This is a genomic window from Streptomyces sp. NPDC101393 (assembly GCF_044767385.1).
In the GTDB taxonomy this organism is placed as follows: Bacteria; Actinomycetota; Actinomycetes; order Streptomycetales; family Streptomycetaceae; genus Streptomyces.
The window spans coordinates 87202-101972 of record NZ_JBIWNU010000006.1 but is presented as its reverse complement, the minus strand read 5'-3'; the positions used below and the strand labels follow the sequence as shown (position 1 = coordinate 101972).

The following is a 14771-nucleotide window of genomic DNA, read 5'->3' as shown; positions in this document are numbered from 1 at the left end:
CACTCCTTGTTGCACAGGCCTGTTGACCAAGTGGCCCAAGGATGGACAGAAAGGAAGATCCGGGACGGTTCATTCCGAATCCTTCACCCCATCAGGTGAGGGACTGTCCGGGCGGCTGCGCGAGGCCGTGTCGATACGCGTAGTGGATGGCCTGGGCGCGGTCCCGCAGCCCCGCTTTGGCGAAGAGGTTGTTGATGTGGGTTTTCACCGTCGCGGTGGAGACGTGCAGGGCGCGTGCGATCTCCGGATTCGACAGCCCCTCGGCGACATGACGCAGCACCTCCACCTCGCGGGCGGTCAGCCCGTCCGGTGGTTCGTCCGACGGTTGCGGCACGGTCGGCAGGGGCTCGGCGAAGCGTTCCAGCAGCCTGCGCTGGATCTTCGGCGACAGTCCGGCTTCGCCCGACAGCACGTCGTCGATGGCGCGGACGATCTCGTCGCCGTCCGCGTCCTTGGTGAGGTAGCCGCGCGCGCCGGCCTGCAGGGCGGGGAAGAGCGAGTCGTCGTCGGCGTAGGTGGTGAGGACCACGACCTGGGTGCCGGGGTGGTCCGCGCGGATGCGGCGGGTCGCCTCGACGCCGTCGCAGCGTGGCATGCGCAGGTCCATCAGGACGACGTCGGGGGCGAGTTCGGCGACCAGACGGACCGCTTCGTCGCCGTCCCCGGCCGATCCGACGACCTCGATTCCCGGCAGCAGCCCCAACAGCATCACGATTCCCTCGCGCACCACCGTCTGGTCATCGGCGACCACCACACGTGCCGCCGTGTCCGCGGTCATGCGGGCACCCGCAACCGCACCATGAAGCCCTCCTCATCGGGGCCGGATTCCAGCGTTCCGCCGAGCAGTTCGGCGCGCTCCCGCATCCCGAGCAGACCGTATCCGGAACCGCTCTTCGCCAGCTCACCGGGCTTTCCACGGCCACCCCGGTCGCGGATCACGAGCCCCACCTGCCCCTCCGCGTACTCCAGCAGCAGACTCACCCGGGCACCCGCCGCATGTTTGCGCACATTCGTCATCGCCTCTTGCGCCACTCTCCGGACGGTGAGATCCGCGTCCGGTGCCATGGGGCGGCGTTCCCCCGTCACCTCCAGCTGAGCGCCCTCGGAGGTGGCGAGTTGACGCAGATAGTCCTCCACCGGTGCCATCTCACCCCGCAGCGCGGAGAGCGCCTCACGCGTGCCGTCCAGGCCTTCGCGCGCCATCCCCCGGCAGGCGACCACCCGGTCGAGAATCTGGTCCCGGTCGGCTTCCAGGTCGGTGCTGCGCTGGATGAGCAGCCGCGCGGCTTCCAGGTGGACCAGCTGGGCGCTCAGGCTGTGCGCAAGGACGTCGTGGATCTCGCGGGCGATGCGCCCCCGCTCGGCGAGTGCCGCCGTTTCGGCCTCCGCCTTACGGGCGGCGCGTTCCTGCGCCAGCAGCCGCACGGAGTTGCCCCGTGCCTCCGCGTCGAGCCGCAGGACGTATCCGGCCAGGCCGAGGCCCGCGGTGGTCGCCACGGTCGTCAGCCAGTCGTCGTTGGCCACCGTGGCGTACGCCCCCAGGGCGGCCGCGGAACACGGCAGCGCGGCCATCAGCGGCAGCCGTTCCATGCCCGCGATGGCGCAGCCGCACCACAGGACGACCGCCGGCGTCCGCGCTCCCGCGGCGTGGAAGGCGAACGCGGCGCCTTCCAGCAGCACGAAGAGCCCGATGGAGGGCCACAGCATGTGCCGCCGGGTCGTGCGGAAGAAGTGCACGAAGAGCAGTGCGCTCAGCACGATGCCGGCGCACCCGGCCGGCAGTCCCCAGCCTCGGAAGGCCGGCTCGGAGAAGGTGCTCCACAGCATTCCGGCGAGCAGCAGTACGCGGACGGCCCGGCCGATCCACAGTCGCGCGTCGCTGATGCCCTCGCGGGAGAGCGCCTCCCGCAGCGGCCAGCTCGTCCAGGCGTTCTGCGGCACGGACGGTCCTTCCTTGCAGGTGGTGGCGGGTGTCAGCCGGCGACAGGGACACGGTACGTCGGGCCCAGCGACTGGGCCCTCCAGACGGTCACGCCGGTACGGGTCAGCAGCATGGCGGCGACGGACAGCATGGTGGCCGGGGCGCCCTGGTGGACTCCCATGAGCGCCGCAATGCCGTAGAGGCCTAGGCGCAGGGCCATGCTGCCGAGCCAGACGCCGGCCGTCGCCCAGCCGCCCTTGGTCCATACCGCACCCTCGGCGTCCGTCCACATCCGGCTGGTCCAGGCCCAGGCCGCGCCGCCGGCGAGTCCCAGCAGCAGCCCTACGGCGAGCAGCGCGGCGGACACGCTGTGGTGTGCGGGGTCCAGGAGGCCGGGGTCACGCACCGCCATGACGGTGAGCACGACGGGAACCAGCCACCACTTCTTGTTGTCCGCGCTGACGCGCTGCGCCTGGAACTGCCGGACCAAGACCATCACGACGACCGCGACGATCACGAGGTTGTTGAGCAGACCGCTCATGTCCTGAGCCTCCGTGGGGATGAGTCCTTGACGACGTTCCCGACGCTACGGAGAGCGGCACGTCGCACGGATCGGAGCCAGGGTGGGGCCGGGGTGGAAAACACGGCGGGCGCCTCTCCACCCGTGGGTGGAGAGGCGCCCGGTGGTGCGTTGGCCGGCTCAGGTGTCGATGCGTGAACGGTCCAGAGTGGAGGCGGAGTTGGTGATGAACTCCTTGCGGGGGGCGACTTCATTGCCCATCAGGAGGTCGAAGGCCTTCTCTGCCGCATCGAGGTCGCTGATGTTGATCCGCCGCAGGGTGCGGTGACGCGGGTCCATGGTGGTCTCGGCGAGCTGGTCGGCGTCCATTTCGCCGAGGCCCTTGTAGCGCTGGATGCTGTCCTTGTAGCGGACGTTCTTGCGCTGGAGTTCGAGAAGCGTCTGACGCAGTTCGTTGTCGGAGTACGTGTAGATGTACTTTTCCTGACCCTTTTTGGGGTTGGTCAGTTCGACGCGGTGCAGCGGCGGAACGGCCGAGAAGACCCGCCCCTGCTCGACCATCGGCCGCATGTAGCGCTGGAAGAGCGTCAGCAGCAGAATACGGATGTGGGCGCCGTCGACGTCGGCGTCGGCGAGGAAGATGACCTTGCCGTAGCGGGCGGCGTCGATGTCGAAGGTGCGGCCGGATCCGGCCCCTATGACCTGGATGATGGCACCGCACTCGGCATTCTTGAGCATGTCCGAAACTGATGCCTTCTGGACATTCAAAATCTTGCCGCGGATCGGCAGCAGCGCCTGGAATTCCGAGTTGCGTGCCAGCTTCGCGGTACCCAGCGCCGAGTCGCCCTCGACGATGAAGAGTTCGCTGCGGTCGACGTTGTCGCTGCGGCAGTCGGCGAGCTTGGCCGGCAGCGAGGAGGACTCCAGAGCCGTCTTCCGGCGCTGGGCCTCCTTGTGCTGACGGGCGGCGATGCGCGTACGGGCGGCGGCGACGATCTTCTCGAGGACGGAGCGCGCCTGCTGCTTGCCGTCCCGCTTGGTCGAGGTCAGGTGGGCCTTGAGTTCCTTGCTCACCACCTGGGCGACGATCCGGGAGGCGGCGGAGGTACCGAGCACCTCCTTGGTCTGGCCCTCGAACTGGGGCTCCGCGAGCCGCACGGTCACGACGGCGGTGAGCCCCTCCATGGCGTCGTCCTTGACGACGTCGTCCTCGGCGACCCGGAGCAGCTTGCTCGACCGCAGCACCTCGTTGATCGTCTTGGTGACCGATCGCTCGAAGCCGGAGACGTGGGTGCCGCCCTTGGGTGTCGCGATGATGTTGACGAACGACTTGACGGTCGCGTCGTAGCCGGTCCCCCAACGGAGGGCGATGTCGACGCCCAGCTCGCGGGTGACTTCGGTCGGCGTCATGTGGCCGCGGTCGTCGAGGACGGGGACCGTTTCCTTGAAGGTGCCCTGGCCGCTCAGCCGCAGGACGTCGCTGACGCCCTTGTCCTGTGCGAGGTATTCGCAGAACTCGCTGATGCCGCCGTCGTAGCGGAAGGTCTCCTCCGACTTGCCTGCGCCGTCGAGGCCGCGCTCGTCGCGGACCACGAGGGTCAGGCCGGGCACGAGGAAGGCCGTCTGCCGGGCCCGTGCATAGAGGGTTTCCAAGGAGAGCTTGGCGTCCTTGAGGAAGATCTGGCGGTCCGCCCAGTAGCGCACCCGGGTGCCGGTCCTCGTCTTGACGACCCGCTTGCCCTTCTGCAGGCCGTTGCCCGGGTCGAACGGGGCGTCGGGGCCCATTTCGGTGAAGATCCCGGGGACGCCGCGGCGGAAGCTGATGGAGTGGGTCTTGCTGTTGCGGTCCACCTCGACGTCCAGCCGCGCGGAGAGCGCGTTGACGACGGAGGCGCCGACGCCGTGCAGGCCGCCGGAGGCGGCGTACGAGCCGCCGCCGAACTTTCCGCCGGCGTGCAGCTTGGTCATCACGACCTCGATGCCGCTGAGCCCGGTCTTGGGCTCGACATCGACGGGGATGCCGCGGCCGTTGTCGCGGACCTCCACGGACTGATCATCGTGGAGGATCACCTCGATGTGGTCGCAGTAGCCGCCCAGCGCCTCGTCGACGGAGTTGTCGATGATTTCCCACAGGCAGTGCATCAGGCCGCGACTGTCCGTCGAGCCGATGTACATGCCAGGGCGCTTGCGGACGGCTTCCAGGCCCTCGAGGACGAGCAGATGCCGCGCGGTGTAGTTGGATCCGTCCCGGTCTGCCCCGGTCAGCACGGCGGTGGACGGCACGGACATCTCGGCGGTCACGCGGTTCGCTCCTCGCTGAATTTCTGGCAGTCCGCATTCCGCGGACTCGGTTGTGGCGGTGTCGCCGGTCAGAGGGTACCGAGGCCTAGTAGAGCCGATGTGACGCCACCCGTAACCACGCCCATCGTAGTAGAATTTCGTTCGTACGTTCGATCCCTCGAAGGGGTGACGTCCGAGTGACGTGCACATCACGTTCCCTTCGAGGCATGAACCATTTAGGCTCCGGGCACGTCCTCATCAACAACCGGCAAGCCAGCCGGGAGGACACATCACAGCAACCAACGTGAATCAGACCACCACGCAACACGGCTCATTCGCCGCCACCCGGCAGCACCCGGCCCTCCTCGGAGAATTTTTCGAGGAAAAGGCACGAGCGGGAACGTTTTCGGCCTGGTTGGATGTTGACCCTGGTACGACAGCTCGTCGAGCTAGAGAAGAGGCGACGTGACTACTGTTCTGACACCCGCGAGCCCGCTGACGGCCGCTGACCGCTGCGACCGCTGCGGCGCCCAGGCTTACCTGCGCGTCGTCCTGATGTCCGGTGGAGAACTGCTCTTCTGCGCCCACCACGGTCGCAAGTTCGAGCCAGAACTCAAGAAGATCGCCGCGGAAATACAGGACGAGACGGAGCGGCTGACCGCCCCTCCGGCGTCTGCGACCGAAGAGGAACGCTGACACATCGCATCCACGACGAGCGAGTAGCGGCCTAGGGCCGTGCTGCGGGCGGTCTCACCGGCACAACCGGGGAGGCCGCCCGCACTCGTGCGACCACACCCGCCCACGCCCCCTCTGACGCGCCGTGCGCCCCTCAACCGGCCCCGTGGTCCGACACCGCCGGGAGAAGCGCGGAGGCGCGCGTATAGACCCCGGGACTGCCCGCTTGGCCGCAGCCCGTCCCCCAGGACACCAGCCCCACCAGACGCCCGCGCACCACCAGCGGGCCGCCGCTGTCCCCCTGGCAGGCGTCCGGCCCGCCCTGCGGCTCCCCCGCGCACAGCATCGACGTGGACTTGTACGTCCCGTCCGGACTGCCGGGGTAGGCCTTCGCGCATACCGAGTCCTGCAGCACGTTCACCCGGGCCGACCGCAGACGTGACGCATAGCTGCCCTCGCCCGTCGTGTCACCCCAGCCGTAGACCGTCGCGGCGGTGCCCGGCTCGTAGACGGCGTCACTGCGGCCGGCTATCGGAAGCGCCCGGTTTCCGACCGGCTTCTCCAGCGTGAGGACGGCCATGTCGCCCTCGTTCGTCCAGCTGTTGTACCCCGGGTTCACCCACACCTTCGCGGCCTTGAGTTCCTGGCCGCCGCGGCGGGTGAGGTTGTCGCGTCCGACGACGATGCGCAGATCGCTCACCTGCTGCCACGGCACACCCAGCACTTCCTTGCTCAGACAGTGCGCCGCCGTGACCACCGTCGAGCGGCCCACGAGGACGCCGCCGCAGAACTGCCCGGAGCGCTCGGCGCCGAAGCGGTCCTTGGAGGCGAGGGCCACCACCCAGGGGCTCTTCGAGACCCGTACGGATTTGCCGCCGACCACCGATTCGTCCGCGGCCGCCGTTGTCGGTATGGCGAGGACCAGCGCGAGTGCTCCGATGGCGGCGTGGACGGAGGGGCGCATACGTACTCCTGACTCTGGGACAGTGGACGCCCACCCAGAGTGACCCAAACGGCGGCGCCGCGCACCCGGACGGCCGCGAGCCCGGACCCTCCGCCTAGGGAGAGACCGGGCTCGCGGCGTTTGGTGACTTGTCGACTAGTCGAGGTAGTCGCGCAGCACCTGGGAGCGCGACGGGTGACGCAGCTTCGACATCGTCTTGGACTCGATCTGGCGGATCCGCTCACGCGTGACGCCGTAGACCTTGCCGATTTCGTCCAGCGTCTTGGGCTGGCCGTCGGTGAGGCCGAAGCGCATGGAGACCACGCCGGCCTCACGCTCGGAGAGGGTGTCCAGGACGGAGTGCAGCTGCTCCTGCAGAAGTGTGAAGCTGACCGCGTCGGCCGGGACGACCGCCTCGGAGTCCTCGATCAGGTCACCGAACTCGCTGTCGCCGTCCTCGCCCAGCGGGGTGTGCAGCGAGATCGGCTCACGGCCGTACTTCTGGACCTCGATGACCTTTTCGGGGGTCATGTCGAGTTCCTTGGCCAGCTCCTCCGGGGTGGGCTCACGGCCCAGGTCCTGGAGCATCTGGCGCTGCACGCGCGCGAGCTTGTTGATGACCTCGACCATGTGGACGGGGATACGGATCGTGCGGGCCTGGTCGGCCATGGCGCGGGTGATGGCCTGGCGGATCCACCACGTCGCGTAGGTCGAGAACTTGTAGCCCTTGGTGTAGTCGAACTTCTCGACCGCACGGATCAGACCGAGATTGCCCTCCTGGATGAGGTCCAGGAAGAGCATGCCGCGACCGGTGTACCGCTTGGCCAGCGAGACGACCAGCCGGAGGTTGGCCTCCAGCAGGTGGTTCTTGGCGCGGCGGCCGTCCTGGGCGATGATCTCCAGCTCACGCTTGAGCTTGGGGGCGATCTTCTCCTCGGTGGCCAGCTTGTCCTCGGCGAACAGGCCGGCCTCGATGCGCTTGGCGAGCTCGACCTCCTGCTCGGCGTTGAGGAGCGGGACCTTGCCGATCTGCTTGAGGTAGTCCTTGACCGGGTCGGCGGTGGCGCCGGCCGCGGCGACCTGCTGCGCCGGGGCGTCGTCCTCGTCGTCGTCGGACAGGACGAAGCCCGCGTTCTCCGTGCCCTCGGGGGCCTCGGCCGCCTCGCCCTTGGCGGGTGCCGGGGTCTCCTCGGCCGCGTCGTCGTCGAGCAGCTCGTCGACGTCCTTCTTGGACGCGGTCTTCTTCGCGGTGGCCTTCTTGGCCGTGGTCTTCTTCGCGACCGTCTTCTTGGCGACGGCCTTCTTCGCCGCTGCCTTCTTCGCAGGCGCGGACTCGGACTCATCGACCGGGTCGTCCCCCATGGGGGCGGCCGCGGCGGTGGCCTTCTTCACCGAGGCGGTCTTCGCCGCGACGGTCTTGGTGGCGGTGCGCTTTGCCGGACTCTTCGCTGCGACGCTCTTGCGGGTGCGCTTGGGCGCCTCTGCGGCACTGACCATCAGCGTCACACCCTCCTCGTCGAGGATTTGGTTGAGGCTGCGCAGAACGTTCTTCCACTGGGTTGGCGGAATCTGGTCAGCCTCGAAGGCCCGACGCACGTCATCGCCGGCGATCTGCCCATCAGCCTTTCCCCGCTCGATGAGCGCCATCACAGACTCGGACTCGGCGATCTCCGGCGGGAGCGTACGGGATGTGCTGGCCGACACGAACAACCTCTCGGAACGATGGAAACGGCTTCCGGCTCCGTCCACTGTGGATCGGAGCCGACGACCGCCGGTGGGGATGGACCGACGGCGCGGGGGGCAACCGGGGAGTTGAACAGCGTCACTAACGCCGTTCGTATTCCCTCCTCGGCTATCACCTCTTAAGTCATCGCGCTTCCCGGAAGAGCGTTACGCCCAATCTGCGTGGCCCGAGTCACACCTCATAACGACCCATTCCCTGTCATATGACATGCAACCCTCTCAAGCCCATCGCCGGATCCGGGCAGACACCCCGGATCCGGCGATCTTGCGTGCTTGCGACGCGTACGGCGCGGCCCGTCCGCAGGGGCGCGCGGGGCACTCGGCCACGCGGCGCCTACGGTCCGTACGCGCTGCGGTACGGATCTTCAGTGCTCGCGGGGCGCGGGGACGACGTGGTCCGCCGGCGTCCCGTTGCCCTGTCCGCCGACCTCACCGTAGGCGGCGAGGAGCTGGCGCATCGCGGACTCGGCCGCGGTGGCGTCGCCGGTCCCGAGGGCGTCGACGACCCGCATGTGCTGGCTCACGGACGTCTCGACCGGGCGCTCGCAGCCGCCGGACGGGCCGCCGGAGACGTGCAGAGCGGCGGAGACGATGCCGGAGAGGTGCTCCAGCATCCGGTTGCCGGCGAGCTGCAGCAGCAGGGAGTGGAACTCGGCGTCGGCGCGGGCGAACGTCACGGTGTCGCCCTGTGCGGCGGAGTGGCCCATGATCTCGACCATGTCGGTGAGGCGCTGCTGGACGTCCTCGCGGCCGTGGCCGGCGGCGAGCCGGGCAGCGAGCGGCTCGATCGTCCAGCGCAGCTCGCACAGCTCGCGACGCTGATCGTCGCGCTGCGGTCCGTACGCCCGCCATTCGATGATGTCGGGGTCGAGGAGGTTCCAGTCACTGACCGGGCGGACGCGGGTGCCGACGTTCGGGCGGGCGCTGACGAGACCTTTCGCCTCGAGGACTCGCAGCGACTCGCGGACGACGGTGCGGGAGACCTCGAAGCGCTGGCCGATCTCCTCGGGGACGAGCGGGCGGTCGGCTCCGAGATCGCCCGAGACGATCATCTGGCCCAGCTGTTGGACGAGTTGGCCGTGCAGGCCGCGGCCGCGGCTGCCCGCGGTGCGGCGGCCGGCCCGGCCCATATCGGCCTCGGCGCCGTCCCACACCGGGGAAACGCGCTCGGCGCGGTCCGCGCCGGCCGGGGCGGCGGCATTGACGCCGTTGGCGTAGGGGTAGCGGTCAAGCTCGCCCGGACCTGCGAGGCCGGTGTCGCCGGGACGAGCCGCGGTCATCATGGTGTGCGCAAGGGTACTCACGCATCTGTTGTCGGCGGCGTCCCGAACACCCTTGAGGTCTTTGGTGAAAAGCACACGAAAGGGTGATCGCCCACAACCCCGCAATTGACGCTTTATCGGAAAGAAATGCGCTTTCTGCGGCGAGTTGCGGACAGCCCGCGCAACAACAGGGCAGCAATGCATCGCAAAACCGTTCACTGTGTGCGTCTGCGGAGCACCGTGAGGGCGTAAGCGCAGACCAGGGCCGTCAGGGACAACGTCATTGCACCGCCTACGGGTTGGGTCGCAAGTCGCACCACGACCGATACACCTTGGTCGATTCCGGAAGGCCACTGCATCAGAGCCGACGTCCTCAGTCGTCCGGGCAGCCCGATCAGGGAGCGGGCCGCGGGTTCGGCCACCAGGCGTTGCACGAGCGGGACCACCAATACGGGCACGGCGAGCACCGCCGCCAACCCCATTGCCGTGGAACGGAATACGCCGGCGGCCAGGACTCCCGCCCAGGCGCAGCCGACAAGGAGTCCCGCCCAACCAGCGGCGAGAACAGGCCACTCGGAGATGCTGGTGACGGAGTCCGGTCCGAACAGCAGGCGTGCGGTGGCCTCGTCCGCGGCGAGCACGGCGGCGCCGAGAGCCAGTGCGGAAGCGCCGCTGACCAGAAGCTTGGCGACGAGGAGGCCGAGCCGGCGGGGAACGGTTCCGGCTTCGGGGGCCAGCGCCGGGTAGCGGAACTCCTGGCCGAACGCCAGCGCTCCGAGCAGTCCCGCGCCGAGTGCGGCCGGGGGGAAGGGCAGTTGACGTGGCCAGCCGGTGAGCACCCGCGACATCGGGGCGATGCCGTGACGGGCAAGCAGCAGCGCGAGCAGCAGTGACGTCAGGACGGACGCGACGGACACGAGCAGACCGGTGCGATCGCTCAGGGTGCGGCGCAGTTCGTAGCGCAGCGGCCAGGTCGGGCCGGGCGCGGGGAGCCGGGGGATCGCGAGCCGTTCGGCGAACGGAGCGGTCGGGGCCCGTACCTGGCGGGCCGTGAATGTCGTGGGTTGACTGATCGGGAGGGTGAGGGTGTCGGACTGCGGGTCCGCGTCAGCGTCGGTAGCGGCTCCGTGCTCCGCGCCCCTGTCCGTGCCGGCGTGAGCGGGGGGTTGGGCGTGGGTGGGGTGTGCGGCAGGGGTGATGTCACGGGGGGTGTGGTTGACGTCAGAGGCTGACGCGTCGCGCCACTGACCGGCCTCGGCCTCCCTGGGGGGCGGCGTGAAGTCACGGCCGCGGGACGCGTCGCCGGCAACGTCCGGGGGGCGGCCGTCGGCGCGATGGAGCGGGGCGAGCGGGCCGTTGTCGCCGACCTCGTCCACCAGCCGGTGCACGAGGATGCCGTGGCGGAAAGCGGTCTCCCCCACGGCGGCGCAGCTGCTCCCGTAGACGGAGAGGCGGCTGCCGCTCTCCCGTACGACCTCGATGGCGCGGCCGATGACGGGGTCCGTGGCGTGGTGGGCACGCTGGGATTCGTCGATGAGCAGGGCGGCGAGGCGGTCCGCGTGCGGGGAGCGGACGGCGACGCGGGGGCGCAGGCGGGTGCGGGCGAAGTCGGCGGCGTTCTGGTCGGCGATGACCCGGCCGCCGTCGAGTGTGACCACGCGGTCGGCGAGGCGGCCGATCTCCTTGGCGTTGCGGGAAGTGACGAGAACGGCGCCGCCTTGTGTGGCGTAGCCACGCAGCAGGCCGTGCAGCCAGGCGGCGTCGCGGGGTGATACCCCTTCGGTGGGTTCGTCGAGCACGAGGGTGTGCGGGTCGCCGAGGAGCGCGGCGGCAAGTCCGAGCCGGCGGTCCATTCCTCGGGAGAAGCCCCCGAGCCTCTGATCGGCCAGGCCGCTGAGGCCGACGAGGTCGAGCACCTCGTCGGCGCGCTCCGGTGGGACGCCGACGGCGGCGCTGAGCATGCGCAGGTGTCCGCGGGCCGTGCGGGACGGGTGCCCTGGGACGTCGCCGAGGATCACGCCGATTTCGCGGGCGGGGTTGGGGACCCGGTGCAGGGGGCGGCCGCGGAAGAGGGCGACACCGCGGCCGCGTTCGAGCTGCAGCATCAGGCGCAGGGCGGTGGTCTTGCCCGCCGCGGCGGTGCCGAACAGGACGGTGACCCGGCCGGGTCGCGCCTCGAAGGTGAGGTCGTCGACGGCGGGCGGCAGTTCTTTGCGGGGCGCGCCGGTCAGTCCGATGGCCTGGATCATCGCGTCCCTCGCGGGGCGTGAGACCGATCGGAGGCAACGGGGGGTACGAGAGGGCTCACTCGCCCAAGGTAGCGCTATATGTCCTATTTACCCGTAATGCTTCTTTTGCGTCTTTTCGTGTCCCGGTGGCAGCACAGGGGCCGCGCAGGCTCCAACTGGCCGTCCTCCAAGTGGCGGGGGGATACGCATCCTCGCTGACGGCGTGCGCGACAAGGCCCGGTGCGCAGGGGCGGGTGGCGCCGGATCAGACCTCGGGGCGCAGCATCGGCGGGTTGAGCAGGGTGGCGCCACCGGCTCTGAACAGCTGTGCGGGGCGGCCGCCCTGACGGGTCGTCGTGCCGCCTGTGGGCACCAGGAATCCGGGAGTGCCGGTGACCTTGCGGTGGAAGTTGCGCGGGTCGAGGGCGACGCCCCAGACCGCTTCGTACACCCGGCGCAGCTCGCCGACGGTGAACTCCTGGGGGCAGAAGGCCGTGGCGAGCGAGGAGTATTCGATCTTCGATCGGGCGCGCTCCACCCCGTCGTCGAGGATCTGCGCGTGGTCGAAAGCGAGAGGGGCCGTCAGATCGCCCTCGCGGGTGTGGGTGCCCTCCTGGTCCAGGAGGGTCTCCACGGGCGCCCAGCGCGCGCTGTGGGCGTCGCCACCGGCCCGCGGGGCGGGCAGGTCGGGGGCGAGCACGAGGTGCGCGACGCTCACGACCCGCATGCGGGGGTCGCGCCCGGGATCGCCGTAGGTGGCGAGCTGTTCGAGGTGCGCGGCATACGCAGGCGGCGGGCCCTCCGGGGACTGGGCGTGCAAGCCCGTCTCCTCGGCGAGCTCCCGGGCGGCGGCGCCCTCGAGGTCCTCATCGGGCCGGACGAAGCCGCCGGGCAGCGCCCAGCGGCCCTGGAACGGCGGCTCCCCGCGGCGTACGGCCAGCGCGCACAAGGCGTGGCGGCGCACGGTGAGCACGACCAGGTCGACGGTGACGGCGAAGGGCGGGAAGGCCGACGGGTCGTAGGGAGGCATGGCGTGATCATAGTCGTCCGCCTGACGATAAACAGGCCCCGATAGGGCTCAGGAACCCAGTTGCAGGCCATCGGCCGCCGCCTCCACCATCCCCATGCCGAGCCTGCTGATCCGGACGGCGAACGGCTGCTCCGCGACGCTCAGGCCGGTGAGCTGTATCGCGCCGAGCGGGGCGCCGGCGGGCGGGCGCAGGGCGACCGTCGTGGCGGGGACGTCGGGGCGCACCCCGGCGAGCGCGGTCAGCAGCTGCACCGCTCCTGCCGCCGCCACCGCGGAGGGGCGGCAGGCCGCCGGGTGCGGTACCGGTGCCGCGTCCGCGGTGCGCTGCTCCCCCGCGTACATCTCCGGCAGGCGGTGGCCGAAGCTGTCCGCCGCGTCGAGGATGCCGCGGGTCAGCGCCCCTGCCTCCTTTTCGTGGCCAGCGGCGGTGAGACCGGCCGCCGCGACAGCGGTTTCATGGACGCGGACGGCTCCGCTGCGGTGGCCGAACGGGTTGTAGCCGCTCTCCTTGGTGCCCAGGCTGCGCAGGCCCCAGCCGGAATCCAGCGCCGGGCCGCCCAGCAGCCTGGCCAGTTGGCCGGTCTGCGCGGCGTCCAGCAGGCCGGGGGCGAGGGTGGCGCCGCCCAGCAGCCCGGTGTCGAGGAGGTGGGCGGCGGCCGAGCCCAGGTGCGGGAGCGGCCGGCCATCGGCGGCGAGCTGGGCGGCGGGGCGTCCGCCCGCCCGGTCCTCGATCCAGAAGTCGGCGCGGAAGCGGCTCCGCAGGTCCGCGGCCCATTCCCGCAGCGCCGCCGCGTCCGGGGATCCGAAGGCGTCGAGCAGGTCGGCGCCCAGGAGGGCGGCCCGGTGGGCGTGAGCCTGTGTCTCGCAGCGGTACGGCCCGTCAGGCGCGGGATCGGGGACGTATCCGCCGCGTTCGGTGCCCAGTGGGCCGGTCGCGGTGCGCAGCCACCTCAGACAGCGTTCCGCGGCAGGCAGCAGCCGTTCGGTCTCCTGGTCGGGGAGTCCCCAGCGCCGGGCTTCCGCGAGCACGGTGGGGAACAGCAGCGTCGCCTCGATGCCCGTGCAGCTCGGCGGGGCATGCGGGCCGGCGTCCCGGAGCGGACCGGGGATTCGACCGAAATCAGCCCCCGGTGCGGCTTGTTGTGTGTGGGCGAGAGTCCGCAGTGTGCCGGCGGCGAGCCGGGTGCCCAGCGGCAGCAGCATCCGGGCGGTCCACAACGCTTCGGCCGGTGCCAGGCCGCAGCGCCAGGGGAAGCCGCCTGCGACGTGGAGATCGGCGGGGCTGCCGGGAACGCGCATCAGCAGGCCGTACAGGTCGTCGAGGCAGCCGGCCACCAAGGCGTCGGCCCGGTGGTCGTCGCACTCCACTTTTGCGAGCGCCCAGGGACGCGGTGGCCGGTCATTGCGCGCGCGTCGCGGAGCGGGCCTGCTCCGCGGGCCGGATATGCGGCGCCCCCCGGTGCCCCGCCGTCCGCCGGCGGCATCGCCCGACGGAACCTCCGCGTCCTGTTCGAGTGCGGTGCGCAGCTCGATGGCGCGCCGGCCTCCGGGTGGCAGATCCAGCTCCCACCGCAGCAGACCCGACGAGGCCAGGGAGTCCTGGGGCGTCGGTGTCGCGGACACCACGGCATGGGCGCCGTGCCCGGACCAGCGGAGTCCCGAGCCGTGGACCGCGGGCCGCAGTTCGGTGCCGGGAAGCCCCACCGCGACGGCGCCGAGTTCCGCCAGGTCCGTGCCCAGCCGGATCTCCACCGGGAGTCTGACGGGGTGGGCGGAGCTGCTGTGGAAGGTGATGCGTTCGGTGCCGTCGGCGGACCGCAGTCGCTCCATCCGGATCTCGGGATCCGGGCCGTGGTCGCCCGCCCTGCGGATCGTCCCGATGAACCGGGCGCGGTCCGCGCCGAGCATCCGCGCCTGGACCACGAGAGGGGCGGTGCCCGCGGCCAGCAGTTCGCAACGGGACAGGACACGCAGCCCGTCCCGATAGCAGCCCTCCAGACCGTCACCGGTGAGCTGCCCCGAGGCCGGGGAGACCGCGAGGGAAGGCAGCGCCACACAGACCAGTGAGGAGTGGACGGGTTGCGGCTGCGGTGTCCTGGGCGGCGCGGCACGCCGTTCTCCCGGATGTCTGCGGGCCGGCTGGGCGGTGGGGATGATGCCTGGCACGCT

The 14771-nt window shown here is 70.5% G+C and carries 11 protein-coding genes; 1 reads left to right on the top strand and 10 read right to left on the bottom strand.

The window, feature by feature from the left end:
• Positions 1–91: 91 nt before the first annotated feature.
• The 4 genes from ACIRQ7_RS20295 to ACIRQ7_RS20280 all read right to left on the bottom strand — a co-directional run bounded on the left by ACIRQ7_RS20295 (position 92) and on the right by ACIRQ7_RS20280 (position 4742).
• Entirely contained in the window at positions 92–778 is a 687-nt protein-coding gene (locus ACIRQ7_RS20295; protein ID WP_404264046.1) for a response regulator, read from the bottom strand.
• Positions 775–1941, bottom strand: a complete 1167-nt coding sequence (locus ACIRQ7_RS20290) for a sensor histidine kinase (RefSeq protein WP_404264044.1) — start codon at positions 1939–1941, stop codon at positions 775–777. The genes ACIRQ7_RS20295 and ACIRQ7_RS20290 overlap by 4 nt, the downstream gene beginning before the upstream one ends.
• A gap of 32 nt (positions 1942–1973) precedes the next feature.
• Complete coding sequence (locus ACIRQ7_RS20285) at positions 1974–2462, bottom strand: DUF1453 domain-containing protein (protein ID WP_404264042.1); 489 nt, start codon at positions 2460–2462, stop codon at positions 1974–1976.
• Between the two features lie 159 nt (positions 2463–2621).
• Positions 2622–4742, bottom strand: coding sequence for a type IIA DNA topoisomerase subunit B (locus tag ACIRQ7_RS20280; RefSeq protein WP_404264040.1), 2121 nt, complete (start codon positions 4740–4742; stop codon positions 2622–2624).
• Positions 4743–5186: 444 nt separating this feature from the next.
• Here ACIRQ7_RS20280 and ACIRQ7_RS20275 point away from each other — a divergent pair, with 444 nt between their 5' ends.
• Positions 5187–5417, top strand: coding sequence for a hypothetical protein (locus ACIRQ7_RS20275; protein WP_401471325.1), 231 nt, complete (start codon positions 5187–5189; stop codon positions 5415–5417).
• A 133-nt stretch (positions 5418–5550) separates the two neighbouring features.
• On the opposite strand, the gene ACIRQ7_RS20270 is transcribed toward ACIRQ7_RS20275, so the two are convergent.
• The 6 genes from ACIRQ7_RS20270 to ACIRQ7_RS20245 all read right to left on the bottom strand — a co-directional run bounded on the left by ACIRQ7_RS20270 (position 5551) and on the right by ACIRQ7_RS20245 (position 14657).
• On the bottom strand, positions 5551–6360 hold the full coding sequence (locus ACIRQ7_RS20270; protein ID WP_404264037.1) for a S1 family peptidase: 810 nt from the start codon (positions 6358–6360) through the stop codon (positions 5551–5553).
• 135 nt (positions 6361–6495) lie between these two features.
• The gene (locus tag ACIRQ7_RS20265; protein ID WP_404264035.1) at positions 6496–8049 is read right to left on the bottom strand and encodes an RNA polymerase sigma factor; all 1554 of its coding nucleotides are present in this window, start codon (positions 8047–8049) and stop codon (positions 6496–6498) included.
• Positions 8050–8447: 398 nt separating this feature from the next.
• Positions 8448–9440, bottom strand: coding sequence for a FadR/GntR family transcriptional regulator (locus ACIRQ7_RS20260; protein ID WP_404264033.1), 993 nt, complete (start codon positions 9438–9440; stop codon positions 8448–8450).
• Between the two features lie 119 nt (positions 9441–9559).
• On the bottom strand, positions 9560–11593 hold the full coding sequence (locus ACIRQ7_RS20255) for an ATP-binding cassette domain-containing protein (RefSeq protein WP_404264031.1): 2034 nt from the start codon (positions 11591–11593) through the stop codon (positions 9560–9562).
• Between the two features lie 244 nt (positions 11594–11837).
• The gene (locus tag ACIRQ7_RS20250) at positions 11838–12602 is read right to left on the bottom strand and encodes an NUDIX domain-containing protein (protein ID WP_401471340.1); all 765 of its coding nucleotides are present in this window, start codon (positions 12600–12602) and stop codon (positions 11838–11840) included.
• A 48-nt stretch (positions 12603–12650) separates the two neighbouring features.
• The gene (locus tag ACIRQ7_RS20245; protein ID WP_404264575.1) at positions 12651–14657 is read right to left on the bottom strand and encodes a glycogen debranching N-terminal domain-containing protein; all 2007 of its coding nucleotides are present in this window, start codon (positions 14655–14657) and stop codon (positions 12651–12653) included.
• Between the last annotated feature and the right edge of the window lie 114 nt (positions 14658–14771).